Origin of the sequence: Pararhizobium capsulatum DSM 1112 (assembly GCF_030814475.1) — a bacterium.
GTDB classification, from domain to species: domain Bacteria; phylum Pseudomonadota; class Alphaproteobacteria; order Rhizobiales; family Rhizobiaceae; genus Pararhizobium; species Pararhizobium capsulatum.
The window spans coordinates 201,992-228,410 of the sequence record NZ_JAUSVF010000001.1 but is presented as its reverse complement, the minus strand read 5'-3'; the positions used below and the strand labels follow the sequence as shown (position 1 = coordinate 228,410).

15 protein-coding genes and 1 pseudogene are annotated in these 26,419 nt (G+C 60.2%); 11 read left to right on the top strand and 5 right to left on the bottom strand.

Translation table 11 applies throughout. The annotated features are described in order from the left end of the window. Nucleotides 1-458 precede the first annotated feature (458 nt). Nucleotides 459-8,945 (top strand): glycoside hydrolase family 94 protein, encoded by an 8,487-nt coding sequence (locus QO002_RS01060; RefSeq protein ID WP_307225825.1) that lies wholly within the window; start codon nt 459-461, stop codon nt 8,943-8,945. Between the two features lie 156 nt (nt 8,946-9,101). After that, nucleotides 9,102-9,545, top strand: a pseudogene (gene opgC / locus QO002_RS01055) (OpgC domain-containing protein); the annotation flags it as partial. A gap of 71 nt (nt 9,546-9,616) precedes the next feature. Here opgC and QO002_RS01050 read toward each other — a convergent pair. Further along, nucleotides 9,617-11,374, bottom strand: a complete 1,758-nt coding sequence (locus QO002_RS01050) for a glucan ABC transporter ATP-binding protein/ permease (protein ID WP_307225823.1) — start codon at nt 11,372-11,374, stop codon at nt 9,617-9,619. Nucleotides 11,375-11,775: 401 nt separating this feature from the next. Between QO002_RS01050 and QO002_RS01045 the strand changes: the two genes are divergently transcribed. From QO002_RS01045 to QO002_RS01035, 3 genes are all read left to right on the top strand, one after another. Next, complete coding sequence (locus QO002_RS01045; RefSeq protein WP_307225821.1) at nt 11,776-12,516, top strand: LuxR family transcriptional regulator; 741 nt, start codon at nt 11,776-11,778, stop codon at nt 12,514-12,516. Between the two features lie 169 nt (nt 12,517-12,685). Next, nucleotides 12,686-16,144, top strand: coding sequence for a pyruvate carboxylase (gene pyc, locus QO002_RS01040; RefSeq protein ID WP_307225819.1), 3,459 nt, complete (start codon nt 12,686-12,688; stop codon nt 16,142-16,144). Nucleotides 16,145-16,308: 164 nt separating this feature from the next. Further along, the gene (locus tag QO002_RS01035; protein ID WP_307225817.1) at nt 16,309-17,340 is read left to right on the top strand and encodes a trans-3-hydroxy-L-proline dehydratase; all 1,032 of its coding nucleotides are present in this window, start codon (nt 16,309-16,311) and stop codon (nt 17,338-17,340) included. 17 nt (nt 17,341-17,357) lie between these two features. Here the strand turns inward: QO002_RS01035 and QO002_RS01030 are convergent, their stop codons facing one another. From QO002_RS01030 to QO002_RS01020, 3 genes are all read right to left on the bottom strand, one after another. After that, the gene (locus QO002_RS01030) at nt 17,358-18,119 is read right to left on the bottom strand and encodes an amino acid ABC transporter ATP-binding protein (RefSeq protein WP_307225815.1); all 762 of its coding nucleotides are present in this window, start codon (nt 18,117-18,119) and stop codon (nt 17,358-17,360) included. Then, a complete protein-coding gene (locus QO002_RS01025; protein ID WP_307225814.1) occupies nt 18,116-18,796 on the bottom strand; it encodes an amino acid ABC transporter permease in 681 nt (226 codons plus the stop codon). Before QO002_RS01025 ends, QO002_RS01030 begins: the two co-directional genes overlap by 4 nt. A 105-nt stretch (nt 18,797-18,901) precedes the next feature. After that, nucleotides 18,902-19,678, bottom strand: a complete 777-nt coding sequence (locus tag QO002_RS01020) for an amino acid ABC transporter substrate-binding protein (RefSeq protein ID WP_307225812.1) — start codon at nt 19,676-19,678, stop codon at nt 18,902-18,904. Nucleotides 19,679-19,953: 275 nt separating this feature from the next. On the opposite strand from QO002_RS01020, the gene QO002_RS01015 reads away from it, so the two are divergent. From QO002_RS01015 to ispG, 4 genes are all read left to right on the top strand, one after another. After that, a complete protein-coding gene (locus tag QO002_RS01015; RefSeq protein ID WP_307225810.1) occupies nt 19,954-20,733 on the top strand; it encodes a DeoR/GlpR family DNA-binding transcription regulator in 780 nt (259 codons plus the stop codon). Then, nucleotides 20,733-21,116 (top strand): VOC family protein, encoded by a 384-nt coding sequence (locus QO002_RS01010; RefSeq protein WP_307225808.1) that lies wholly within the window; start codon nt 20,733-20,735, stop codon nt 21,114-21,116. The genes QO002_RS01015 and QO002_RS01010 overlap by 1 nt, the downstream gene beginning before the upstream one ends. Before the next feature lie 26 nt (nt 21,117-21,142). Beyond that, entirely contained in the window at nt 21,143-22,330 is a 1,188-nt protein-coding gene (locus tag QO002_RS01005) for an MFS transporter (protein WP_307225805.1), read from the top strand. 150 nt (nt 22,331-22,480) lie between these two features. Beyond that, nucleotides 22,481-23,734 carry a flavodoxin-dependent (E)-4-hydroxy-3-methylbut-2-enyl-diphosphate synthase gene (ispG, locus tag QO002_RS01000; RefSeq protein WP_307225803.1) on the top strand — a complete coding sequence of 418 codons (1,254 nt, stop codon included), beginning with the start codon at nt 22,481-22,483 and terminating at the stop codon, nt 23,732-23,734. Between the two features lie 16 nt (nt 23,735-23,750). Here ispG and QO002_RS00995 read toward each other — a convergent pair whose 3' ends face one another. Continuing rightward, entirely contained in the window at nt 23,751-24,665 is a 915-nt protein-coding gene (locus QO002_RS00995) for a polyprenyl synthetase family protein (RefSeq protein ID WP_307225801.1), read from the bottom strand. 193 nt (nt 24,666-24,858) lie between these two features. Between QO002_RS00995 and mtgA the strand changes: the two genes are divergently transcribed. Both mtgA and QO002_RS00985 read left to right on the top strand, forming a co-directional pair. Next, on the top strand, nt 24,859-25,605 hold the full coding sequence (gene mtgA, locus QO002_RS00990; protein ID WP_370878434.1) for a monofunctional biosynthetic peptidoglycan transglycosylase: 747 nt from the start codon (nt 24,859-24,861) through the stop codon (nt 25,603-25,605). 75 nt (nt 25,606-25,680) lie between these two features. Then, complete coding sequence (locus QO002_RS00985; protein WP_307225797.1) at nt 25,681-26,328, top strand: glutathione S-transferase family protein; 648 nt, start codon at nt 25,681-25,683, stop codon at nt 26,326-26,328. Nucleotides 26,329-26,419 lie beyond the last annotated feature (91 nt).

Below are 26,419 nucleotides of genomic sequence, written 5' to 3'. Positions count from 1 at the left end.
TGAAATTGCCAGCTGATGACGAAGAAAGGAACCTTTACATCGACGCAGCGTTAGGCAGCTGATGATCATTCCTATCTCTACGGCAAGGACCGCCCCGAGATCCAATCTCGCCTCCGTGGCTTCTCCCCGCATGTTCCTGACTGCGGGGCGGGATTTATTATGCCGCTGGCATGCCTTCACATCCTTGCAACGCATTGGCTCAACGGCTAAAAAATGCCACTTTCATAGATCACGCGGCCCTGAACCGACTGCCGCTTTCACGATGTCCTACGCCCATGCGGGCAATGCCGGTGGTTGTGGTTCTGCGCAAGCGCAGATCATGATCGCTTACGGCGCGATACGAGCGAGTATCTAGGGCCGTGGCGGCGCAAGGCCATTCCTCAGGGGCGCGCCTCATCCTGCCGGAACAGGATGAGGATGACACCCGTCAACACCGCTTGGACCCAGAACCCGCTCCCATGCCCAATAATAATTCCAATACTCCGCGCGACGCTGAATCCAGGCAAATCGATTATAACGATTCGATCCGCTCGACCTATTTCACCATCGACGAGCTGCGCGCCTGTGGCTCGAACCTGGCACTCAATGGTGCCTCGAACCTGCCTGCCTTCTTCTCCTTCGATTTCCGCGCGCGTCATCGCGAAAATGAGAACGAGATTTTCCGCGTCTACAAGGTGACGGCACGCGATGTCGAAGCCGGCGCTTCCATCACGCCGGCTGCCGAATGGCTGCTCGACAATCACTACATCGTCGAGGAGGCGATCCAGGAAGTCCGGCGCGATTTCCCGCGTAAGTTCTATCGTCAGCTCCTGACCATCGATGTCGCTGGCGTCACCATACCGCGTACCTTGGCGCTGGCTTGGCTTTATGTCGCCCACACCCACGGCACGGTTTCCCGCGAGAGCCTGACCGCGATGGTCGAGGGCTTCCAGGAGCATGGCACCCTCAAGATCGGCGAACTCTGGGCTTTGCCGTCGCTGCTCCGTTTCGTGCTGATCGAGAACCTGCGGCGCATCGCGATCCGCGTCGATCGCTCGCGCGGCATGCGCCGCAAGGCAAACGATATCGCCGACCAGGTGATCCGCCTCAACGACACCGACAAGGTCAAGGTGCTCCTTACGGAGATCGAGCCGCTTTCCGCCGACAATACTTTCGTGGCGCAGCTGCTCTATCGCCTGCGCGATGGATCGCAGACGTCCGGGCTGGTGATCAACTGGCTCGAAGAGCAGCTCGAAAAGCGCGACAGCGATGTGGAGAGCGCGCTTCTCGCCGAGCAGAACCGGCTTTCGTCCGGCAATGCGACGATGAGCAACATCATCCGCAGCCTGCGTGAGATCGACGACAACGACTGGGCCGTCTGGTTCGAGAGTGTCAGCAAGCTCGACGAAGCCCTGCGCCAGGGATCGGATTATACCGCGCTCGATTTCGGATCGCGCAACAAGTACCGCAACACGATCGAGCGTCTGGCGCGCCGCTCCGGCAAAACCGAACTCGAAGTGACCGAACTTGCGCTTGCCATGGTGCGGGACGAGTCCGGCACGCCGGTGAAGGATGATTTCTCGCGGCCGGCCAATGTCGGAGATTTCCTCGTCGGCAAGAGGCGACGTCTTCTTGAGGCGAAGATCGAGTATCGTCCATCCGTCGTGCAGCGGATTGTTCGTGCCAGCCGCAAGCTGGACTGGATGGCGATTGCGGGGCCGAATATTCTTCTGACGATCCTGGCGATGGTGCTGGTCTATCTCTTCGTCAGCCCGATGGATATTCCGAGTGGCGCGAAGCTGATCATGCTGCTGCTGTTTGCCCTTCCGGCCTCGGAAGGCGCGATGGGCCTGTTCAACACGCTCGTCACGTTCTTCGTCACGCCGTCGCGCCTGGTTGGCTACGAGTTCCTGGATGGTATCCCGGAAGATGCGCGCACCCTCGTCGTGGTGCCTTGTCTGATCTCCAAGCGCGATCATGTCGATGAACTGGTGCGCAATCTCGAAGTCCACTATCTCGCCAATCCGCGCGGTGAGGTCTACTACGCCCTCGTCAGTGACTGGGCCGACAGCAAGGTCGAGGAAACCGCTGCCGATCTGGAAGTGCTGGACTATGCCAAGGGCGAGATTGCAACGCTTGCGGCGCGCTATGCCCATGACGGCCGGACGCGCTTCTATCTGCTGCATCGTCGCCGTCTCTTGAATGAATCCGAAGGCGCCTGGATGGGTTGGGAGCGCAAGCGCGGCAAGCTTCATGAGCTGAACCTGCTGCTGCGCGGTGACAAGGATACGTCGTTCCTCGCGGGCGCCAATACGGTGCCGGAGAATGTGCAATACGTCATGACGCTCGATTCCGATACGCGTTTGATGCGCGATGCGGTGACGAAGCTCGTCGGCAAGCTCTATCACCCGATCAATCGTCCGGTGGTTGATCCGGTTACCCAGAAGGTAACGGCCGGCTACAGTATTCTTCAGCCGCGTGTAACGCCGTCGCTGACGACCGGTAGCGAGGCGTCGGCGTTCCAGCGCATCTTCTCGGCCAATCGCGGTATCGATCCGTATGTCTTCACGGTTTCCGACGTCTACCAGGATATTGCAGGCGAAGGCACCTTCACCGGCAAGGGGCTTTATCACGTCGACGCTTTCGAAGCTGCGCTGAAGGGCAAGGTCGCGGAAAACGCTGTCCTCAGCCATGACCTTCTCGAAGGCTCGCTGTCGCGCTGCGCCTTGGTTACCGATGTCGAGCTGGTCGAAGATTTCCCGATCCGCTACGAAGTCGAAACCTCGCGCCAGCATCGCTGGGCCCGTGGCGACTGGCAGCTGCTTCCCTACATCTTCAATCTTGCGAACGGCCTTTCCCCTCTTGGCCGGTGGAAGATGTATGACAATCTGCGCCGCTCGCTGATTCCGATCGCCTGGCTCGTCGCCTCGGTCATGGGCTGGTACTACATGGAGCCGACCCAGGCGCTGATCTGGCAGTTCGTGCTGATCTTCAGCCTGTTCGTCGCGCCCACGCTCTCGCTTTTCTCCAGCATCATGCCACGCCGCAGCGACATTGTCGCACGAGCGCATCTGCATGCTGTTCTGTCCGAAGTGCAGGCCGCCAACGCCCAGGTCGCATTGCGGATCGTCTTTATCGCCCATTCTGCAGCGATGATGGCCGATGCCATCGTGCGCTCGCTCTATCGAACCTTCGTCAGCGGCAAGCTGATGTTGGAATGGCGCACCGCAGCCCAGGTCCAGAGTTCTGCCGGCGGCAGCATCTGGGATTATTACCGGTCCATGTGGATTGCGCCCGTGCTGGCCGTGATATCGCTGGCCCTGGCCGCGATCTCGGATACAGGCTTGCCTTTCATAGGTATCCCCTTTGCGGCGCTCTGGATGCTTTCTCCGGCCATCGCGTGGTTCGTCAGCCAATCGGCCGAAACCGAAGACCAGCTGGTCGTGCCAGAAGATGTCATCGACGAGTTTCGCAAGATTGCGCGCCGCACCTGGCGCTATTTCGAGCAGTTTGTGACGGCCGAGCAGAACTTTTTGCCGCCCGACAATTTTCAGGAAACACCGCATCCGATCCTGGCAGAACGCACATCGCCGACCAATATCGGCGTCTACCTGTTGTCGGTGATGTCCGCCCGTGATTTCGGCTGGATTGGTTTCGAGGAAACTATACGACGGCTCGAAGAAACGGTTTCCACCGTCGATCATATGCCCAAATTCCGCGGCCATCTGTTCAACTGGTACAAGACCGATACGCTGGAAACCATGGAGCCGAAGTATATTTCGGCCGTCGACAGCGGCAATCTTGCCGGTCACCTGATCGCGGTTTCCTCTATGTGCCGCGAATGGGCCGAAGCTCCGTCCGCCCATGTCCAGGGCAATCTCGACGGCATTGGCGATGTCGCCGCGATCCTGGTGGAAACGCTTGCCGAATTGCCGGACGATCGCAAGACAGTGCGTCCGCTGCGCAAACTGCTGGAAGAACGTCTGAGCGGTTTTGAGAATGCGCTCCAAACGGTGAAACGCGAGCACGAATTTGCCTCGATTCGCGTCATCAATCTCGCTGTGCTGGCGCGCGACATTCACAAGCTGACGGTCAATCTCGATCATGAGGTGAAGAGCGCTAAGAGCGGTGAAGTCTCCAACTGGGCCGCCCTTCTGGTCAACACCTGCGAAGCGCACATCGCCGATGGCGTTTTCGACGTGACCGCGATCGAAAGCCTCCGGCAGCGGTTGATCGTGCTTCGTGATCGTACCCGCGATCTCGCCTTTACGATGGATTTCAGCTTCCTCTTCCGCAAGGAAAGGCGCCTGCTGTCGATCGGCTACCGGGTCAACACAGGCGAACTGGACGAAGCCTGCTATGACCTGCTCGCCTCGGAAGCCCGCCTGACCAGCCTGTTTGCCATCGCCAAGGGTGATCTGCCCACCGAACACTGGTACAAGCTCGGCCGTCCGATCGTGCCGATCGGCGCGCGCGGAGCGCTCGTCTCCTGGTCCGGCTCGATGTTCGAGTATCTGATGCCGCCGCTGGTCATGCAGGAGCGTCAGGGCGGTATCCTGAACCAGACCAACAATCTGATCGTCAAGGAACAGATGAACCACGGCCGCCGCCTGGGCACGCCGTGGGGCATTTCCGAAGCCGCCTTCAATGCGCGCGACCATGAACTGACCTATCAGTACACCAATTTCGGCGTGCCGACGCTGGGTCTCAAGCGTGGCCTCGGTCAAAATGCCGTCATCGCGCCTTACGCGTCGATTCTTGCAAGCATGTATGATCCGAAGGCGGCGCTTTCGAACCTCGAACGGCTGAGAGCGGTCGGCGCACTCGGCGTTTATGGCTTCCATGATGCAGTCGACTATACCCCGACGCGCGTGCCGGAAGGCCAGACCTGTGCAGTGGTGCGCAACTACTACGCCCACCATCACGGCATGTCGATTGCGGCCGTGGCCAACGTCGTTTTCGAAGGACGCCTGCGCGAATGGTTCCATGCCGATCCGGTGATCGAGGCAGCCGAGCTGCTGCTGCAGGAAAAGGCGCCGCGCGACATTCCGGTCATCAACGCCAAGCGCGAACCGGAATCGCTGGGCAAAGGCCCTGAAGACCTGCTTCGTCCGGAGGTCCGCACCATCAACAATCCGCTGCTCAAGGATCGCGAAACCGTCTTCCTGTCGAACGGTCACTATTCCGTCATGCTGACAGCGACCGGCGCCGGTTATTCTCGCTGGAACGGCCAGACGGTGGCGCGCTGGAAGCCAGACCCGACGGAAGATCGCTGGGGAACCTTCCTTTTCCTGCGCGATACGACGACGGGCGACTGGTGGTCCGCGACCGCAGAACCTCGACGGGCGGCCGGCGAAAAGACCATGACCCGTTTCGGGGACGACAAGGCGGAATTCGTCAAGGTCGTCGGCGATCTGACGAGTGAGGTCGAGTGCATCGTCGCCACCGAGCATGATGCCGAAGGCCGTCGCCTTACCCTTCTGAATGCCGGCTCGGAAGATCGGTTCATCGAAGTCACCTCCTATGCCGAACCGGTCCTGACGACCGATGATACCGACAGTGCTCATCCGCTGTTTTCCAAGATGTTCATCCACACCGAGATCGATGCCAAGGGCGACGTCATTCGCGTCGTGCGCAACAAGCGCAGCCCTGGCGAGCCGGATATGGAAGTGGCCCATCTCATCGCTGATAATTCCGGCGGTGACCGGCACACCGAAGCCGAGACCGATCGTCGCCGCTTTGTCGGCGTTGGCCGCACGCTTGCGGAAGCGCAGGCGTTCGACGAGGGCGCATCGCTTTCGGGCACCGACGGCTACACGCTCGATCCGGTCATGTCGCTGCGCCGCGTCATCCGTGTTCCCGCCAACAAGAAGGTGAGCATCATCGTCTGGACGATTGCCGCACCCAACCGCGAGCAGATCGACCGCGCAATCGACCGTTATCGCCATCCCGACAGCTTCAACCATGAGCAGATCCATGCCTGGACGCGCAGCCAGGTACAGATGCGCCACGTCGGCATCACCTCGCAGGAGGCTGCGAGCTTCCAGATGCTCGGTCGCTATCTTGCCTATCCGGATATGCAGCTTCGCGCCGACGGTGCGACGGTGCAGGCCGGTCTCGGTCCACAGTCCGCGCTCTGGCCGCTGTCGATCTCGGGCGACTTCCCGATCTTCACGGTACGTATCAATGATGATGTCGATCTGAACATCGCCCGAGAAGCGCTGAAGGCGCAGGAATATATGCGCGCCCGCGGCGTTACCGCCGATCTGGTGATCGTCAATGAGCGTGCTGCGTCCTATGCGCAGGATATGCAGCATGCGCTGGACGCCATGTGCGAAAACCTCCGTCTGCGCGGGCTCTCGGACGGGCCGCGCCAGCATATCTTCGCCGTTCGTCGCGACATCATGGAGCCGCAGACGTGGTCGGCGCTGCTTTCTGCATCGCGTGCGGTGTTCCACGCTCGCAATGGCACGATCTCGGATCAGATCAGCCGTGCCGAGGCGTTGTTCTCGTCACCGTCCAAGGAAAAATCCAAGATTGAGTTGCCTATTCTTGCGGTTATGCTACCGGAGGTTGCCAAGGCCGAAATCTCCGGCGAAGGCCTCGATTTCTGGAATGGTTACGGCGGCTTCTCAAAGGATGGCCGCGAATATGTCACGCGCCTGCGCGGCGGCGAAGCGACCCCGCAACCGTGGATCAACGTGATCTCCAACGAGATCTTCGGCTTCCATGTCGCGGCCGAAGGCGCCGCTTTCACCTGGAGCCGCAATTCACGCGACTATCAGCTGACGAACTGGACCAACGATCCCGTGACTAACCGTCCCGGCGAAGCAATCTTTGTGCGTGACATGGAAAGCGGCGCTGTTCTGACGCCTTATGGCAGCCTGTCTCGCCGTACATCGACGGTCTTTGAGACCCGTCACGGACTTGGCTACTCGGTTTTTGCAAGCACACAGGACGAGCTGAGCCTCGAGGTGACGCAGACCGTACATCGGACCCTGCCGGTCAAGGTCATTCGTCTGACGTTGCGCAACGATGCGACGACGGAGCGCAGCCTCAAGGTCTACGGCTATCTTGAATGGGTGCTGGGCAACAATCGTTCCAAGACCGCGCCCTTCATCCTGTCGAAACGGGATGAGGCAACCGGAGCGCTTCTGGCGACAAACCCCTACAGCATTGATTATTCCGGTCGTATGGCGTTCTTTGCGGCCAGCGAAGTCGTGCATGACTTCACGACAAGCCGGCGCGAATTTCTGGGTAAGGGCGGCGGCATTCACGCACCGTCAGCGGTGCTTGCCGGTTCTGGTCTCTCCGGTGCAATCGAGGCAGATGGCGATCCATGTGCCGCTCTTGCGATCGATCTGGTACTGAAGCCGGGTGAAAGCCGCGATATAACCTTCCTTGTCGGCGACGGCGACAATGAGGAGTTGGCCAGGGGCATCCTCGCGGATGGGATGAAGGCTTCGGTCGGCGCCATGCTCGAAGAGACCAAGGCCTATTGGGATGAATTCATAGGGGTCCTTACGGTCGATACACCCGACAAGGCCTTCAACACGATGGTCAATGCCTGGCTTCCCTACCAGAGCCTCGGTTGCCGCATCCTCGCCCGTTCGGCCTTTTATCAGGCAAGCGGCGCCTTCGGTTTCCGCGACCAGTTGCAGGATACACTTGCCTTCCTGATCCACCGACCGGAACTGGCCCGTGCCCAAATCCTCAACGCGGCCGCCCGACAGTTTCCGGAAGGGGATGTCCTGCACTGGTGGCTGCCGGGCAATGGATCGGGCGTGCGCACGCTGATCTCGGATGACGTCGTCTGGCTTGGCCACGCCGTGCAGTATTACTGCAAGGTCACCGGCACGAAGGACATTCTCGACGAACAGATTGCCTTCATCGAAGGACCGGCTTTGGCGGAAGGTCAGCATGACAGCTTCTTCCAGCCTATGGTGTCCGAACGTCGGGCAAGTCTCTATGAGCATTGCGCCGCCGCACTCGATCTTGCCATCAAACGAACAGGCGAGAACGGTTTGCCGCTGATTCTCGGCGGTGATTGGAACGATGGCATGAACCGCGTCGGGATCGAGGGGCGCGGCACCAGCGTCTGGCTCGGCTGGTTCCTCGCGGCGACGCTACGCTCGTTTGTCGGTATTGCCCGCGAGCGTTCCGATACCGCGCGCGCCGACATTTGGGAAAAGCATCTCGAAACTCTTAAAGCTGCCCTTGAAACGGCCGGTTGGGACGGCGCATATTACCGTCGCGGTTATTATGACGATGGAACGCCGCTCGGTTCAGCGGAAGCGAACGAGTGCCGGATCGATTCGATCGCCCAATCCTGGAGTGTGCTTTCCGGCGAGGGCGACCGGGATCGTTCGCGTCAGGCAATGGACGCGGTTCTTTCCGAACTTGCCGATTCCGATCACCAGATCATCCGCCTGTTCACGCCGCCCCTTTCGGGCACGTCGCAGGATCCCGGCTATATCAAGGGCTATCCTCCGGGGGTGCGTGAAAATGGTGGGCAATATACCCATGCGGCGACCTGGACGGTACTGGCGCTTGCCGCGCAGGGCCGTGCCGACGACGCCTGGCGTGCCTTCCAGATGCTGAACCCGGTCAATCATGCCAGGGATCGGGATGCTGCCGATACCTATCGGGTCGAGCCCTATGTGGTCGCGGCTGATATCTATGGTGATGGCGCGCTCTCGGGGCGCGGCGGATGGACCTGGTATACGGGCTCAGCCGCCTGGCTCTATCGCGCTGCGGTAGAGGGCATCCTCGGCATCCGCAAGCGGGGTGGCGAACTCGTTGTGCAACCTGCACTGCCGGAAAGCTGGAGCGGATTTACTGCCAAGCTTCGCGTCGATGGCAAGGTGCGCGAAATTTCCGTGACCCGGGATGTGGAAGGTGCTGTCATCGTCAGCATCGATAATAAAACTGTCACAGAAACCGCGCATGAAAGCCTATTGCTTTAGCCGCCGGTGACAGCCTTTGACCGGCTTTGCTGCTGCAAAGCCGGTTTTCATATCTGTCAGACAACATCCGAGAAGTTCGCAAGAGGGCAGGGGCGCCACAATGCGAGCGACGATGAATGCTTCAAAGAATGTCTTTTTCCACCGGTCGAGACGGGACTAGTACGGCATCCGCCGCTGGTAGCGCTCGCCGCTGGTTATATAGCGCTGTCCTTCTGCTGGGTGGTGTTTTCCTGGTGGAACATCGATTTTTCCTGTGGCCTGCCGGCAGTTTTGACCGGCTTCGACAAGACTTTCTCGTCGACGCCACGCTTTCTGCATGTCCTGGCACTGGGCTATCTCTTTGCCGTGGTGCCACAGCTCAGCGAGCTGACGCGGCTTCGCATCGATCACCCGCTCGCGGTCATCGGGCGTCATTCGCTGCCGGTTTTCATCTTCGGGACCATCCTTGCCATGGTCGGGCAGGTTTTTGTCTTCGTGACCGACAAAAATGCGATCTTTGGAACCGCTTTCGTCGCTGCCGGCATCGGCCTGAATTTCGCCTATGGGCGTTATCTTGACTGGCTTGGTTCGGTGTCTTCAGGCTCTGCGCCGCGCGCCTGAGAAGCTCCGCCCACACTAACGAAAAGACCCCGCCGGGGCGAGGTCTCCAATCTTTGCGAAGTCTATTTCGATCAGGCGGCCGTGTGGCTCATACGGACGTCTTCGTCCGTCAGGATACCGCTTGCGCGGAGCAGGGCGGCAAAGCGACCGTTGCTCTGGCTCAGTTCGCTAAAGCCGCCCATTTCGACAATCCGGCCCTGATCCATGAAGATCACCAGATCGGCCTCGCGCACGGTCGACAGGCGGTGGGCGATGATGAAGGTCGTACGATCCTTCCGCAGGTTGTCGATCGCGGTCTTCACACGGTTTTCCGTTTCGACGTCGAGCGCTGACGTTGCCTCGTCAAGGACAAGGATCGGCGCGTTCTTGAGGATGGCGCGAGCAATGGCGATGCGCTGGCGTTCGCCGCCCGAGAGACGATTGCCGCGTTCGCCGACATGGGTATCGTAGCCGCCCTGGCGGCCTTCGATGAAGTCGGCAGCGGCAGCGGCTTCCGCGGCACGGATGACGTCGTCATGGGACGCGTCTTCGCGACCAAGCTTGATGTTGTCGCAGATCGAGCGGTTGAGCAGACCGGCGTCCTGGAACACGGTGGCGATCGAGCGGCGCAGCGACTTACGGGTCACCGTCGAGATATCGACACCATCGACCAGGATCTTGCCGGCGGCGGGTTCGTGTACCCGCTGCAACAGGTTGACCAGGGTCGTCTTGCCCGCGCCGGTCGGGCCGACGATAGCAATGGTCTGGCCGGCCTTGGCCGTGAACGAGACGTTATGCAAGCCCTCGTTCGAGTTCGCGAAATTGAAGGAGATGTTACGGAACTCAACCTCGCCCTTCACATGGTTCAGTTCGCCGGCATCGGCTGCTTCTTCACGTTCGCGCACCGAATCTTCCAGGACGAAGAAGTCTTCCAGCTTGGCGCGGGCTTCGAAGATCTGCGTCACAAAGGCCTTCATCTGGTCGAGGCGACCGATCAGCAGGCCGGCAAAGCCGATGAAGGCAATGACGTCGCCGATGCCGAGCTCGCCCCGTTGGACAAGGACCGTGCCGATGACGAGGATTGTCATCATCGAGATGGTGGAGGCCATGCGGTTCAGCGCGCTGGCGAGCGCCCACCAGTCGAGAACCGGCAGCTGGGCGGAAATCAGCTTGTTCGTGAACTCCTTGAGCGCGCGGGTCTCCGCTTCGATGCGGTTGTAGCTGTGCACGACCGAAACGTTGCTGATCGAGTCGGAAACATGGGAGAATACGGTGTGGTAATGGTCTTCTACTGCGGCCTGGCCTTCCTTGGTCTTGCTCATCACGACCTTGCCGATGATGACGTAGAGGATACCGAGAACGAGAAGGACTGCAGAGAGGCGCAGATCCATGGCCATGGCCGTCGGGACCAGCAATATAAGTGCGACGGCCGTCGCCAAGTGCTGGCGCATGAATTCGAGCCACAGGCCGAACAGCGTCTCACAGGCACGCAGCAACGTATGAAGAGCGTTGGACGTGCCACGCTGGCTATGCCACGATAGCGGCATCGCGATGATCCGGCCAAAGGCCTCTGTGATCAGCGTCGAGCGACGGGTATGGGCAAGCCTGTCGGCCTCACGGGCGACAAGAACAAAAGCGATGGTGTTGAAAACGCCGAGACCGGCCCAGAGGAGCAGCATCGAGGAAACGCCCTGCTTGGACGAGATAGCATCGATGATACGGCCAAACAGGACAGGTTCGGCAATGGTGATCGCTGCCAGCACGATATTGGCCAGCACGATCGCTGAAACGCGAAATTTATGAACGCTGAGATACTGAAGCGCTCTTGCATAGACCTGAAACAATGACACGGTCTCAATTCCTTGTTGCCAACTGTCGGGTGCAGCGCTCATCTGTCCTTGCGCTGCCGGGAGATCGACCATTCCCGTCCCTGCCCAAGCGGTTGCGCATGGACGTTTTGGAACACGGTGGCGAAATCTCCCTATTCATTCCATCAGCAGGGTCGGTTAAACAGTTCCGGTGTGCAGACAAAACAAACTTCGGTTCTAGCCCGGCAAAGGCCGCAGCAGGATTTCCATAGTTTGCTATTGTTTCTCTCTTGCAGTGACCTGCAGGACCCGTTTATGCCGTACCTTGACTTAACGTTGGAGATTATCGCGGCTGCAACATGAATGAGTGCTGAACGATCTATTCATGCTGCGCTGCGGGAGACGTGCCGGGCGTGAAATCCATGGACCCAAAGGAATTTCGGATGAATGTGGCATTGCTGGTAAACTTTCTCGGCCTCATCGACGAGATGAAAACCAGAGGCGAAATCGTCAAGGAGTTCGAGCGTGTTCTCGACCTCTACGGTTTTGACTACTACGGCATCGTGCGGCAGCCCAAGCCGAATGAAGACCCGCTCAGCCTGCTGCTCGCAGGCCGCTGGCCCGAAGGCTGGCCGCAGATCTACATCAAGAAGAAATACGTCATCATCGACCCGACGATCCGCTATCTGGGTCATGCCCAGAGGGGTTTCCGCTGGCGTGACACCGTTGTTGCCTTCCGCTCGGATCCGCACCGCAAGCGCATGGAGCGCATGATGATCGAAGCCCGGGGGCATGGTCTTCATGATGGCTATATTTTCCCTGTCCACGGACGCCGCGGCCTTCTCGGCAACATGACGATCGGCGGACGCGTGGTCGATCTGGCTCCCGTCGAGATGAACCTGTTCGATGCGATCGCCAAGAAAATGTTCTGGCGGCTTCTCGAATTGACGGATCCCGCAGTGTCGGAGGAGCTGATATCGAGCGTCGAAGTTCAGATGACGCGGCGCGAGATGGAAGCGCTCAACTATCTGGCCGACGGCATGACCTCTAATGAGATCAGCAAGGTGCTCAACATCTCCAACCATACTGTCGACTGGTACATGAATGGCATTCAGGAAAAGCTGAAGGCGAAGAACCGGCATCACGTCGTTGCATTGTCCTTCCGACTGGGCCTGATCAGCTGATGTAAATTGTCGTGCGACAGGGATTTTTGCCTATCGGAAACAGATGTCATGCCCCTGTCACGAGAATCGTATCGTCGTTGGAAACGGAAATTGAACTTCCTCAAATGAAACGCTAATACTGTATTTCGCGGTGCAGCATTTTTATGTTTCAAGTCTTGAGGAGTCCGACTTGCCCATTTCCAAAATCCTTGTCGCCAACCGGTCCGAAATTGCTATTCGCGTGTTTCGCGCGGCAAACGAACTGGGGATCAAAACGGTTGCGATCTGGGCGGAGGAGGACAAGCTCGCGCTGCATCGTTTCAAGGCGGACGAGAGCTACCAGATCGGCCGCGGACCGCATCTGGCTCGCGATCTCGGACCCATCGAGAGCTATCTTTCGATCGAAGAAGTGATCCGCGTCGCCAAGCTTTCGGGCGCTGATGCCATTCATCCAGGCTACGGCCTTCTGTCGGAAAGCCCCGAATTCGTCGATGCCTGTCATGAAGCGGGCATCATTTTCATCGGCCCAAAGGGCGACACGATGCGGCGCCTCGGCAACAAGGTCGCGGCCCGCAATCTTGCCATCGAGATCGGTGTGCCGGTCGTGCCCGCAACCGAGCCGCTGCCGGACGACGAAGCTGAAATTCGCCGCCTTGCCGACCAGATCGGCTATCCGGTCATGCTCAAGGCCTCCTGGGGTGGTGGCGGACGCGGCATGCGCGCCATACGCGACCCGAAGGATCTGATCCGTGAAGTGACCGAGGCCAAGCGCGAGGCGATGGCCGCGTTCGGCAAGGACGAGGTCTATCTCGAAAAGCTGGTCGAGCGCGCCCGTCACGTCGAAAGCCAGGTGCTCGGCGATACCCATGGCAACGTTGTGCACCTGTTCGAGCGCGATTGCTCGGTCCAGCGCCGCAACCAGAAGGTCGTGGAGCGTGCACCGGCCCCCTATCTGACGGAGGAACAGCGTCAGGAACTGGCCGGATATTCAACCCGCATTGCCAAGGCGACCAACTATATCGGCGCCGGTACGGTCGAATATCTGATGGATATGGACTCAGGAAAGTTCTACTTCATTGAGGTCAATCCACGTATCCAGGTCGAGCACACGGTCACCGAAGTGGTGACCGGCATCGATATCGTCAAGGCGCAGATCCACATCCTCGAAGGAGCTGCGATCGGCACGCCGGAATCCGGTGTTCCGAAACAGGAAGACATCCGTCTTAACGGGCATGCCCTGCAGTGCCGCATCACAACGGAAGATCCCGAGCAGAATTTCATTCCCGACTACGGCCGCATCACCGGTTATCGTTCGGCTTCGGGCTTCGGCATTCGGCTCGACGGCGGAACGGCCTATCCGGGCGCGGTCATCACCCGCTTCTACGATCCGCTGCTCGTGAAGGTCACTGCCTGGTCGCCGAATCCACAGGAAACGATTGCCCGCATGGACCGCGCGCTGCGCGAATTCCGTATCCGTGGTGTTGCGACCAACCTGACGTTCCTGGAAGCGATCATTTCGCATCCGAAGTTCCGCGATAACAGCTACACCACCCGCTTCATCGATACGACGCCGGAGCTGTTCCAGCAGGTCAAGCGCCAGGACCGCGCCACCAAGCTGCTCACCTATCTCGCCGACGTCACGGTCAACGGCCATCCGGAAGCCAAGGGCCGGCCGAAGCCGAGCGCGGACGCGGCAAAGCCGATCGTGCCGTATATCGATGCGCCGGTACCGCCCGGCACGAAGCAGAAGCTCGACGAACTCGGCCCGAAGAAATTCGGCGAATGGGTGCGCGCAGAAAAGCGTGTACTGATGACCGACACGACGATGCGTGATGGCCACCAGTCGCTGCTCGCAACGCGCGTGCGCACCTATGACATCGCCCGCATCGCCAGCACCTACGCCAAGGCGCTCCCGAACCTGTTCTCGCTCGAATGCTGGGGCGGCGCGACCTTCGACGTCTCCATGCGCTTCCTGACGGAAGACCCGTGGGAACGTCTGGCCAAGGTGCGCGAAGATGCGCCGAACCTTCTTCTGCAGATGCTGCTGCGCGGCGCCAACGGCGTCGGCTACAAGAACTATCCCGACAATATCGTGAAGTATTTCGTCCGCCAGGCGGCCAAGGGCGGCATCGATGTCTTCCGCGTCTTCGACTGCCTGAACTGGGTCGATAACATGCGGGTATCGATGGATGCCGTCGTTGAAGAGAACAAGATCTGTGAAGCAGCGATCTGCTACACTGGCGACATCCTGAATTCCGCCCGCCCGAAATACGACCTGAAATATTACGCCTCGCTCGCTGCCGATCTTGAAAAGGCCGGCGCGCATATGATCGCGCTGAAGGACATGGCCGGTCTTCTGAAGCCGGCCGCTGCGAAGATGCTGTTCAAGGCGCTACGCGAGGCTACCGATCTGCCGATCCATTTCCACACGCACGATACCTCGGGCATTGCGGCTGCGACCGTGCTCGCCGCCGTCGATGCCGGCGTCGATGTGGTCGATGCGGCGATGGACGCCTTCTCCGGCAATACCTCGCAGCCGTGCCTTGGTTCGATCGTCGAGGCGCTCAAGGGCTCCGAGCGTGATCCCGGTCTGGATCCGGAATGGATTCGTCGCATTTCCTTCTATTGGGAAGCCGTGCGTAACCAGTATGCCGCCTTCGAGAGCGACCTCAAGGGACCGGCGTCGGAAGTCTACCTGCATGAAATGCCGGGCGGCCAGTTCACCAACCTCAAGGAACAGGCGCGCTCGCTCGGTCTAGAGACCCGCTGGCACCAGGTGGCGCAGGCCTATGCCGATGCCAACCAGATGTTTGGCGATATCGTCAAGGTGACGCCGTCCTCCAAGGTTGTAGGCGACATGGCGCTGATGATGGTTTCCCAGGATCTGACGGTTGCTGATGTCGTCAATCCGGCCAAGGATGTTTCCTTCCCGGAATCGGTCGTCTCGATGCTGAAGGGTGATCTCGGTCAGCCTCCGGGCGGATGGCCGGAAGCGCTGCAGAAGAAGGCGCTGAAGGGTGAGGAGCCCTATACGGCCGTGCCCGGATCGCTTCTTCCGCCGGCCGATCTCGATGCGGAACGCAAGGCGGTTGAGACGAAGCTGGAGCGTGAGGTGTCGGATTTCGAGTTTGCTTCCTACCTTATGTATCCGAAGGTGTTCACTGACTATGCATTGGCAGCCGAAACCTATGGTCCGGTCTCTGTTTTGCCGACGCCTGCCTATTTCTACGGGCTTTCGGCTGGCGAAGAGCTCTCGCCGGGCCTGGAGAAGGGTGTCTCGCTCGTCATCCTGCACCAGGCTACGAGCGAGCCGGACGAGCAGGCGATGGTCAAAGTGTTCTTCGAGCTCAACGGCCAGCCGCGTCTGATCAAGGTGCCGGATCGCAACCGGGCTGCATCGAGTGCCGCGCGACGCAAGGCCGATATCACCAATGTCGCCCATCTCGGCGCGCCGATGCCGGGCGTCATCTCGACAGTTGCCGTCTCGGCGGGCCAGTCGGTCAAGGCCGGCGATGTTCTGCTTTCCATCGAAGCGATGAAGATGGAAACGGCGCTGCATGCGGAAAAGGACGGCACGATCGCCGAAGTCCTCGTCCGGACCGGCGACCAGATTGATGCCAAGGATCTGCTGATCGTCTATGGCGCCTGATTGAGCTTTCCGGAGACGGGCTTCCTGTTTCTGGCACCATGAAATAAAGAAAGGCTGCAGGGTCAAACCGCCTCGGAGCCTTTTTGCTTCCCCTCACTTTGTGCGCTGGCCTATGGTTCCCGCCAAAGGCGACCCGATCGCCATATTCAACAAAGGGAACAGGAATGCGCAGCAGCAAGGTGGTGCATGTGATTGGCGTTCACGCCGAAGGTGAAGTGGGTGACGTCATCGTCGGTGGCGTGTTGCCTCCGCCCGGAGAAACCCTCTGGGCCCAGTCCCGCTACATCGCCCAGGATGAAACGCTACGCAACTTCGTGCTCAACGAGCCCCGTGGCGGTGTCTTTCGCCATGTGAACCTGCTGGTGCCGCCGAAGGATCCACGCGCCCAGATGGGCTTCATCATCATGGAACCGGCCGATACGCCGCCCATGTCCGGCTCCAATTCGATCTGCGTTTCCACAGTCCTGCTCGATAGCGGCATCATTCCGATGCAGGAGCCGATCACCGAGATGATCCTGGAAGCGCCCGGTGGCATCATCGATGTCAGGGCCGAGTGCGCTAATGGCAAGGCAGAGCGTATCCATGTCCGAAACGTCGCATCCTTCCCCGCAAAGCTCGATGCAGTGATCGAGGTCGAGGGTATAGGAACGCTGACGGTCGATACCGCCTATGGCGGTGACAGTTTTGTCATCGTCGACGCGAATCGGCTGGGATTTTCGCTCGCGCCGGATGAGGCGCGGGATCTTGCTGTCACAGGCATGCGCATCACGGCGGCTGCGAACGAGCAGCTTGGCTTCGTCCATCCTGCCAATCCCGACTGGGACCATATCTCGTTCTGCCAGATCGCGGCACCTGTTGTCAGGGAAAATGGCGTGCTAACCGGCCGCAATGCCGTCGCCATCCGCCCCGGCAAGATCGACCGTTCGCCAACGGGCACCGGCTGCTCGGCGCGGCTCGCCGTCATGCACGCCCGCGGCCAGATCGGTCTCGGCGAAACCTTTGTCGGCCGCTCGATCATTGGTTCGGAGTTTCATTGCCATATCGAATCGACAACGGACGTCGCTGGCGTTCGGGCCATCCGCCCGGTGATTTCGGGGCGGGCATGGGTTACGCACACGTCGCAGCTGATGCTCGACCCGACCGATCCGTGGCAGCAGGGCTACCGACTCTCGGATACGTGGCCGAACATCGGCTGAAGCGTCGTGATACCGCGTCAGATGTCGTAGCTGTGGCCAGCGCTCAACGAGGAAATAAACTTCTTGGTTCGCTCCCGCTCCGGTGTCTGGAAGATTGCCTTCGGCGCGCCGCTTTCGACGATCAGGCCACCATCCAGGAACAGCACCTGATCGGCGACGCGCGAGGCGAGCCGCAGGTCATGGGTGGCCATGATCATCGTCGTGCCTTCGCGGGCAAGCCGGCTCAGAACTTCCACGACCTCTTCGGCGAGCTCCGGGTCAAGCGCTGAGGTCGGCTCGTCGCAGAGCAGCACGCGCGGGGATGGAGCAAGAGCACGGGCGATTGCCACGCGCTGCTGCTGACCGCCGGAGAGCGTTGCTGGCCATGCATCCGCCTTGTGCTCCATGCCGACCTTCTGCAAAAGCTCCAGCGCACGGGCGCGGGCCTTGTCCTTCGGCCATTTCAGCACGGTCACCAGACCTTCCATGACGTTTTCAATCGCCGTCTGGTGCGGGAAAAGCTGGAAATTCTGGAACACCATGCCGGTCTGGCGGCGCAGGCGCTGGATCGCGTCCCAGCCGGTCTTCTTGCCGGGTGAAAACTGGATGGTTTCCTCACCCAGGCGGATTGTGCCGGATGTCGGCGTTTCCAGCAGGTTGATACAACGGAGCATGGTGCTTTTGCCACCGCCGGAGGGGCCAACAAGCGCCGTCACCGTGCCTTCGGCGATGGCAACGCTGATATCCTTCAGGACGACATTGTCGCCAAAGCGTTTTTCAATATGGGAAAGCTCGATCATGTGCGTGCCTCCAGGAAGCCGCCATAGCGGGCGAAGCGCTTTTCAAGCCGCACCTGCAAAGTCGAAAGGACCGAGCTCAAAGCCAGATAGATCAGCGCGGCCTCGATATAGAGGATCAGCGGCTCGTAGGTGGTGGCGACGATACGCTGGGCGGTCTGGAAAAGCTCGGGCACCGTGATTGCGGCGGCAAGAGAGGTGTCCTTCACCAGAGAGATGAAAGTGTTGGAGAGCGGCGGCACGGCAACGCGGGCCGCCTGCGGCAGGATCGTTCGCCGCATCGCCTGGCTCCAGCTCATACCGATCGAATAGGCTGCCTCCCACTGCCCGCGCGGGACAGAGGAGATGACGGCACGAATGATCTCGGAGGTGTAGGCGCCGATATTCAGGGTGAAACCGATCAACGCTGCCGGAAAGGCATCGAGCAGGATGCCGAGACTGGGAAGTCCGTAGAAGATCACGAAGAGCTGAACCAGCAGCGGCGTGCCACGGATCACCCAGACATAGAAGCGGGCAACAGCCACCAACGGCTTTGGCCCGAACAGCCGGACGACCGCGGTGATGAGGCCAAGCGCAAGCCCGAGCGCGAAGGACAGGAGGGTCAGCGGTATGGTGAAGATGAGGCCCGCCCAGAGGAGGGGCTGGAGCGAATCCAGCATGAGTTGAAGCCAGGCGGGCAAGGACAGGTCCTTTCAAACGAAACGATCCGCTCGGAGGCCGAGCGGATCAGACTATAGCGAAGGGCAAGGAGCGGTGAAACCGGAAGGATTGACCGCAGATAGCGATTACTTCGAGACGTCTGCGCCGAAATACTTCTGCGAAATCGCGTCGTAGGTGCCGTCGGCCTTGATGTCGGCAAGCGCCTTGTTGATCGCCTCCAGAAGCTCCGGCTCGCCCTTGCGGATGATGATACCGGAATGATCGGCGTCGGCCTGCTCGGCGGCGATCTTCACCGGTGCATCCGGCTTGTGCTTCTTGAAGTCGAGGAAGGAGAGGCTGTCGTTGATGGTTGCATCGGCGCGACCGGTTAGAACGAGCTGGATGGACTGGTCGAAGCCATCGGTGCCGACGAGTTCGGCGCCCGAAGCCTGGGCGAGCTTGCCGAAGTTGCTGGTCAGCGACTGTGCCGCCTTCTTGCCCTTCAGGTCTTCAAAAGCCTTGATGCTGTCGTCGTCAGCCTTGATGATCAGCACGGCCTTGGAGGCGATGTAGGGTTCGGAGAAGTCATACTTCTGCTGGCGCTCTTCGGTGATACCCACCTGGTTGATGACCGTGTCGTAACGGTTGGCGTCGAGGCCGGCGATAAGGCCGTCCCACTTGCCTTCCAGGAACTCGGCCTTGACGCCCAGCTTCTTGGCAACGGCTTCGCCGATTTCGACATCAAAGCCGACGAGCGCGCCGGAGGTGTCATGGAAAGTGAACGGCGCGTAGGTGCCTTCGGTGCCGATCTTCAGCACGCCGGCCGACTTGACGTCATCAAGGTTGGAACCGGCATGGGCAGCGCCGGCAACTACCAGCTGGGCGAAAGCTGCGGCAGCGAGGAGGGTGTGGGTCCATTTCATGGCAATTTTTCCATTCTTCTTGTCATCCGGCCCGTCTGCCGGGATGTCGGGACAATCGCATTTTGTGACGAGGTTGAATGCGCACAAAACTTCAAGATCATCGGGAAACGGCAAAGTTTTTCTCATTTTTCACGAGCCTGAGCGGAATTTTGACCTCGCGGTCAAAAAATCAAGCGCCACGCCAGCAATTTCTGCGAAAATCCGTTGAATTCCGTAAAAATGCTGCTATGCGTGGTTTTGCGTTTTTATGCCGACTTGTGCACGATTGAGTGAATATGCAAACTGACCTTCTTCTTCGCCAGCGGCAAGCGATCATTCAGGATCGGCTGAAATCGTCCGGTCGTGTCCTTGCCGTCGATCTCGCGAAGGAATTCGGCGTCTCGGAAGATACCATCCGCCGCGACCTCCGGGAAATGGCAGCTGCGGGACTTTGCGAGCGCGTTTACGGCGGCGCCTTGCCACTTGCACCCGGCGGAACCTCCCTTGCAAAGCGCGTTGCCGAATTGACCGATCGCAAGCAGGCGCTGGCCGTTGCCGCGACGTCATTCATCCGCAGTGGCATGACCGTATTCTTCGATGCGAGCTCCACCAATCTGGCTATTGCGCAGGCTCTACCTGCCGATATCAGGCTGGTCGCGGTGACCAACACGCCACTGATTGCAGCAGCACTTCTGGACAAGATTGGCGTCGAAATCATCGTGATCGGTGGTCGGATCGACCGGCAGGTCGGCGGTGCCGTCGGGTCGGCGGCGCAGCGCGAAATCTTGGCTTTGCGGCCCGACCTTTGCATTCTCGGTGCCTGCGGCATCGATGTCGGTGCCGGCATCACCGCCTTCGATTATGAAGATGCTGCCTTCAAACGCCTCGCGGCGCAGCAGAGCGCCGCCGTTCTGGTGGCGGTAACAGCGGACAAGATCGGGACATCCGCGCCGCACGCGGTCGTTCCCGCAGATCAATGCACCACGCTGATCGTCGAAGACGGAGCCTCGGCTGCATCCCTTTCTGCGTTTCGCAAGATCGGCATCGATGTCGTGCTCACAAGGGATAGAAACTGATGCGGATCGGTCATGTGGCACTTTGGACACAGGACATCGAGCGTCTGTCTTCTTTCTGGGCCGAGACCTTCGGCGCCAAGATCGGCGAACGCTATGAGAGCGCAAGGCGTCAGGGATTCGTTTCGCGGTTCCTCTCGCTCGCGGACGGGCCAACGATTGAGATCATGCAAGGTCCATGGATCGACGCTGCTGGCGGCATGCCGGAACGGGCGGGCTATGCCCATATCGCGCTTTCGCTCGGCAGCCGTGGGGCTGTCGATGCCTTGGCTGCGGTGGCCGCCCGCCGCGACATTCTGGTTTCGCCGCCCCGCATGACGGGCGACGGCTTTTATGAGGCGGTCCTCACGGATCCTGACGGCAACATCATCGAAATCATGATCTAACCCGGCCGCGGCCGGAGGAGAATAGAATGGATCAACACACGAATCCAACGCCCGCCGTGCGGTCGGGCTATATGCCGAAGATCAGGCTGGCAGTCTCGCTGCTTTTCCTGATGAACGGCTTCGTCACCGGCAGCTGGGCGCCGAAAATTCCGGAATTCAAGAATACGCTTGGCATCGGCGAAAGCGTTCTCGGCCTGTTGATCCTGACATTTGGTGTGGGGTCGCTGGTGCTGATGCCCATTGCTGGCGGCTTTATCGCCAAGCTTGGCTCGCAGAAAGTGGTGAGGGTCACGGCGATCATTCTCTCGCCGCTGCTCCTGCTTCTGACGCTGGTTCCCAATGTCTGGGTGGCGATCGGCGCCATGTTCCTGCTTGGCGGCTTCGTCGGCGCCATGGACGTAGCGATGAATGCGAATGCAGTCGAAGTCGAAAAGACCATGCGCCGCGCGATCATGTCATCCTGTCATGCCTATTGGAGCCTTGGTGGCCTGATCGGTTCGGCCATCGGCGGCGTGTTCATTGCGCATTTCGGGGTCCTGCCGCATGCGATCTTCGTCACCATCGTTTGCTTCTCGGTGCTTGCAATTGCCTGGCCGATGATCCTGCATGACCAGCCGCATCCGGATACGGCCAAGGAGAGACTGCGGCTGCCGTTGACGCCACTACCCTGGCTGATCGGTCTCGTCGCATTGTTCTCGATGGTGCCGGAAGGCACGGTGCTGGATTGGGGCGCGCTTTATCTGCGCAACGAGCTCGGCGCTTCCGTTGCGCTCTCGGGCTTCGGTTTCGCCGCCTTCTCCGCGACCATGGCGATCATGCGTTTTGCCGGCGACCATGTTCGCGATCGCTTCGGCGGCGTGAAGACGCTGCGCGTCTGCACGCTGACAGCGCTCGTCGGTCTCGTCCTTGCCGGCTTGGCACCCAACGCACCGCTGGCGATCCTCGGTTTCGCGCTTGCCGGTATCGGTATCTCGAACATGGTGCCCATCGCCTTTTCGGCCGCCGGCAACATGCCGGGGCTGGCGCCGGGCATCGGGCTGTCGGTCGCGACCTTCATGGGCTATTCCGGCATGCTGTTTGCACCGTCGCTGATTGGTTTCATCGCTGAGCATACGGGCTTCGCTGTCATCTTCACGTGCGTTCCGATCCTGTTCATCGTGGTGCTGCTGCTGTCGCATCACGCAGTTCATGCCGACCGGAACGGCGGTCATTGACCTCTACGCCGGGGTGCGATGGCGGCCCGGCGACCTTTCAGCACGCTTTGTCTGTCATCAATTCGCCGTCAAGGAATGATCTTGCCGTTGACATCTGTGCTTTCGTCATCCACCTGAAAGCAAGTTGCCGATCATTTCCAAGAGGCGTTCATGTCTTCGTCCTTCGATTTCAACCCGCAGCCGCGCCGGGCTTCCATTGCCGTCGATGTCGGCGGCGTGATTGTGGGTGGCGGTGCGCCGGTGGTCGTCCAGTCGATGACCAATACTGATACCGCCGATATCGACGGAACGGTGGCGCAGGTCGCCGCCCTGCATCGCGCCGGCTCAGAGATGGTGCGTATCACCGTAGATCGCGACGAGAGTGCGGCAGCAGTACCGAAAATTCGCGAGCGGCTTGAGCGGCTTGGTCTCGATGTGCCGCTGATCGGCGATTTCCATTATATCGGCCACAAGCTGCTGGCCGATCATCCGGCTTGTGCCGAGGCGCTGGCTAAGTATCGCATCAATCCGGGCAATGTCGGCTTCAAGGCAAAGAAGGACAAGCAGTTCGCTGAGATCATCGAGCAGGCGATCCGGTTCGACAAGCCGGTGCGCATCGGCGTCAACTGGGGCTCTCTCGATCAGGAACTGCTGACCCGGCTGATGGACGATAATCAGGCCAAGGGTTTTCCGCTGACGGCACAGCAGGTCATGCGCGAGACGATCGTGCAATCGGCCCTGATTTCCGCCGAGCTTGCCGAAGAGATTGGCCTGCCGCGCAACCGTATCATTCTGTCCGCCAAGGTCAGCGCCGTGCAGGACCTGATTGCCGTCTACGCGATGCTGTCGGCCCGCTCGAACCATGCTCTGCACCTTGGCCTGACTGAAGCCGGCATGGGCTCGAAGGGCATCGTCGCGTCTTCCGCCCCGCTCGGTATCCTCATGCAACAGGGGATCGGCGACACAATCCGCATTTCGCTGACGCCGGAGCCCGGTGGCGATCGCACCCGCGAGGTGCAAGTGGCGCAGGAGCTGCTGCAGGTCATGGGTTTCCGCCAGTTCATTCCTGTCGTCGCCGCCTGTCCCGGCTGCGGCCGCACGACATCCACGGTCTTCCAGGAACTGGCCCAGAAGATCCAGGACGATATCCGCAAGAACATGCCGGTCTGGCGCGAGAAATATCCGGGCGTCGAGGCACTTAAGGTTGCCGTCATGGGTTGCATCGTCAACGGTCCGGGCGAAAGCAAGCATGCCGATATCGGCATTTCGCTTCCCGGCACCGGCGAGCTGCCGGCCGCGCCCGTCTATATCGACGGCAAGAAGGCGATGACCATTCGCGGCACGAACATCGCCGGCGATTTCGAGCGGTTGGTGTCCGATTACATCGAGAAGCGCTTCGGTCAGGGGCAGGCCGCCGCCGAGTAACGGCAATTGTTGCCCGTCAGTGGGTTCGTCGTGCGACGAAGCGTGCCGCCTCGATCAGGACCTTTGCCTTTTCGCCGTAAGGCGCGACCAGCGCGCCGGCTTCCGCGACCAGCCGGGAGAGCGTCTCTTCGGCCCAGTCCATGCCGTACAGCGCCACCAGGGTTCCCTTGCCGCGATCCTTGTCCTTGCCGGTCGTCTTGCCCATGGTCTCGGTATCGGCGGTCAGGTCGAGAAGATCGTCAGCGAGCTGGAAGGCAAGGCCGGTCTTCTCGCCGTAACGGCGCAGGAGCTGGCGCTCTTCCGGGTTGCTGCCGGCGATGATCGCACCGGCTTCGCAGGCAAAGCGGATCAGTGCGCCGGTCTTCATCGCCTGCAATGTCACGATGCCTGCCTCGTCCGGTGAGGAGACTTCGGCGGCAAGATCGAGTGCCTGCCCACCGGCCATGCCGCCGATGCCGGAGGCGCGGGCTAGCGCAAGGATGAGCGCCGTCTTGGCTGTATCCGGTAGGTGGGTTTCCGGCGCTGCGATGATATCGAAGGCGAGTGTCAGCAGGCTGTCGCCGGCAAGGATGGCATTGGCCTCGCCATAGGCGATATGCACGGTCGGCTGGCCGCGGCGCAGGTCGTCGTCATCCATGGCCGGCAGGTCATCATGGATCAGCGAGTAACAATGCACGCATTCGAGTGCCGCTCCGACCCGCAGCGCTGCTTCCCGGTTGCCACCGGCGAAAGCCGCGCTTTCCATGACCAGAAAAGGGCGCAGCCGCTTGCCGCCATTGAGCACGCCGTGGCGCATGGCGTCGAGCAGGGCGGTTGGCCGCTCAATCTCGTCGCCGCGCACGGTTGGCGACAGGATATCGCGCAGGCAGCCCTCGATGGCCGCCGCGTCGCGTTTCAGGAGGGTCTCGAAGGAATGGGCGGTCTCGTTCATGGGCGGCTCTTTGGCATGGCTTTGCGTCATCGGCAACGGGATTCTGGGGCGGCTGGGGGCGGACGGTGGCTGCAGCTCAGACAAATCTGTGGCGGAAGGGGCTGGTATGGCTCTGTGGGAGAGAAAGTCGTTCAATTTCGACCTCCATTGTTTTATGAGAGGCCGTGGTAATATTGGGCGGGCGTTTGAAGGCGTGGACATCGTACCGGAGACTCGAGGCGAGGAGGACGTGTCCGATGGACGCGGCTGGGCCGTGACGCGGTTCCTGCGCCGGCGCTGGCGGCAGCTTCTCGTTACCCTCGCTGTTCTCGTCGTTCTGCCCTATGCACTGATCGTGCTCTATGCGCCGGGCTTCGTTCATCCGATCTCGACCCTGATGCTGCGCGACCTCGTATTTCTGCGCGGCTATGATCGACAATGGGTGTCGTTCGACAAGATTTCACCAAATCTTGTCCGCTCGGTCATGATGTCGGAAGACGGACAGTTCTGCATACATGGCGGCGTCGACTGGGTGCAGATGCGCGGTGTGATTGATGATGCCCTCGATGGTGAATCCACGCGCGGCGCCAGCACCATCCCCATGCAGACGGCGAAAAATCTTTTTCTCTGGAACGGTCGCTCCTTCGTGCGCAAGGCGCTGGAATTGCCGCTGGCGATGGTCGCAGATTTCATCTGGAGCAAGCAGCGGACAATGGAGCTTTATCTCAACATCGCCGAATGGGCGCCGGGCGTATACGGAGCAGAAGCCGCGGCCCAGCATCATTTCAGCGTTTCCGCAGCCAAGCTCACGCGGCGGCAGGCCGCCCTGCTTGCGGTGTCGCTTCCCAATCCCCGTGAGCGCAATGCGGGAAAGCCGGGTCGCGGCCTCAGGCGTCTGGCCGGTGTCATCGAAGGGCGCGCCAGCCGATCGGGCGATTATATCAAATGCCTTTATGAGTAGGATCAGGCCTTTTCATTGGCCTGGAGTCCGAACACTCCCTATAGGTACGGTGTCTGCAAACAGGAGGCGTACCCCGTGAACAAGCTCGTTCTCTATGTTGGTAACAAGAACTATTCTTCCTGGTCGCTGCGCCCGTGGCTCGCGCTCCAAGCCTGCGGCATACCCTTTGAGGACGTGGTAATCCCCTTCGATTTTGCCGCCGGCAATCCGAAGCTCAAGGCGGTCTCACCAACCGGTCGCGTGCCGGCGCTGCATCATGGCGATATCAGGGTCTGGGAATCGCTCGCCATTATCGAATATGCCGCCGAACTTTATCCCGAAGCCGGTCTCTGGCCGAAGGATCCGGAGGAACGGTCGCGGGCGCGCAGCTATTCCATGGAAATGCTCTCCGGTTTTCGTGCGTTGCGCAACGCCTGCCCGATGAATATTCGCCGCAAGAAGGCGGGAGTTCCATTGCAGGAAGGCGTGGCTGCGGATATCGATCGCATCGAGACCATCTGGCGCGAGGCCGTGGCGCGTTCTGGTGGCCCGTTCCTCTTCGGCGACTTCTCTGCAGCAGACGCCATGTTCGCACCGGTTGTCGTTCGCTTCGAGGTCTATGACCTCACGCGTAATCCGACGTCTCTCGAATATATGGATGCAGTCAAGACCCATCCCGCTTTCCGCACGTGGCAGGAGGCGGCTCTTGCCGAACCGTGGATCGTGCCAGAGGATGAGGTTTGATTTGGAAGGCAACCTTTCACCGGCCTTTAAAAAATGCCGGAAGGGACTGGTCAAACGCCTGTCGGGCATGTATAAGCCCGGCAAATTCCGA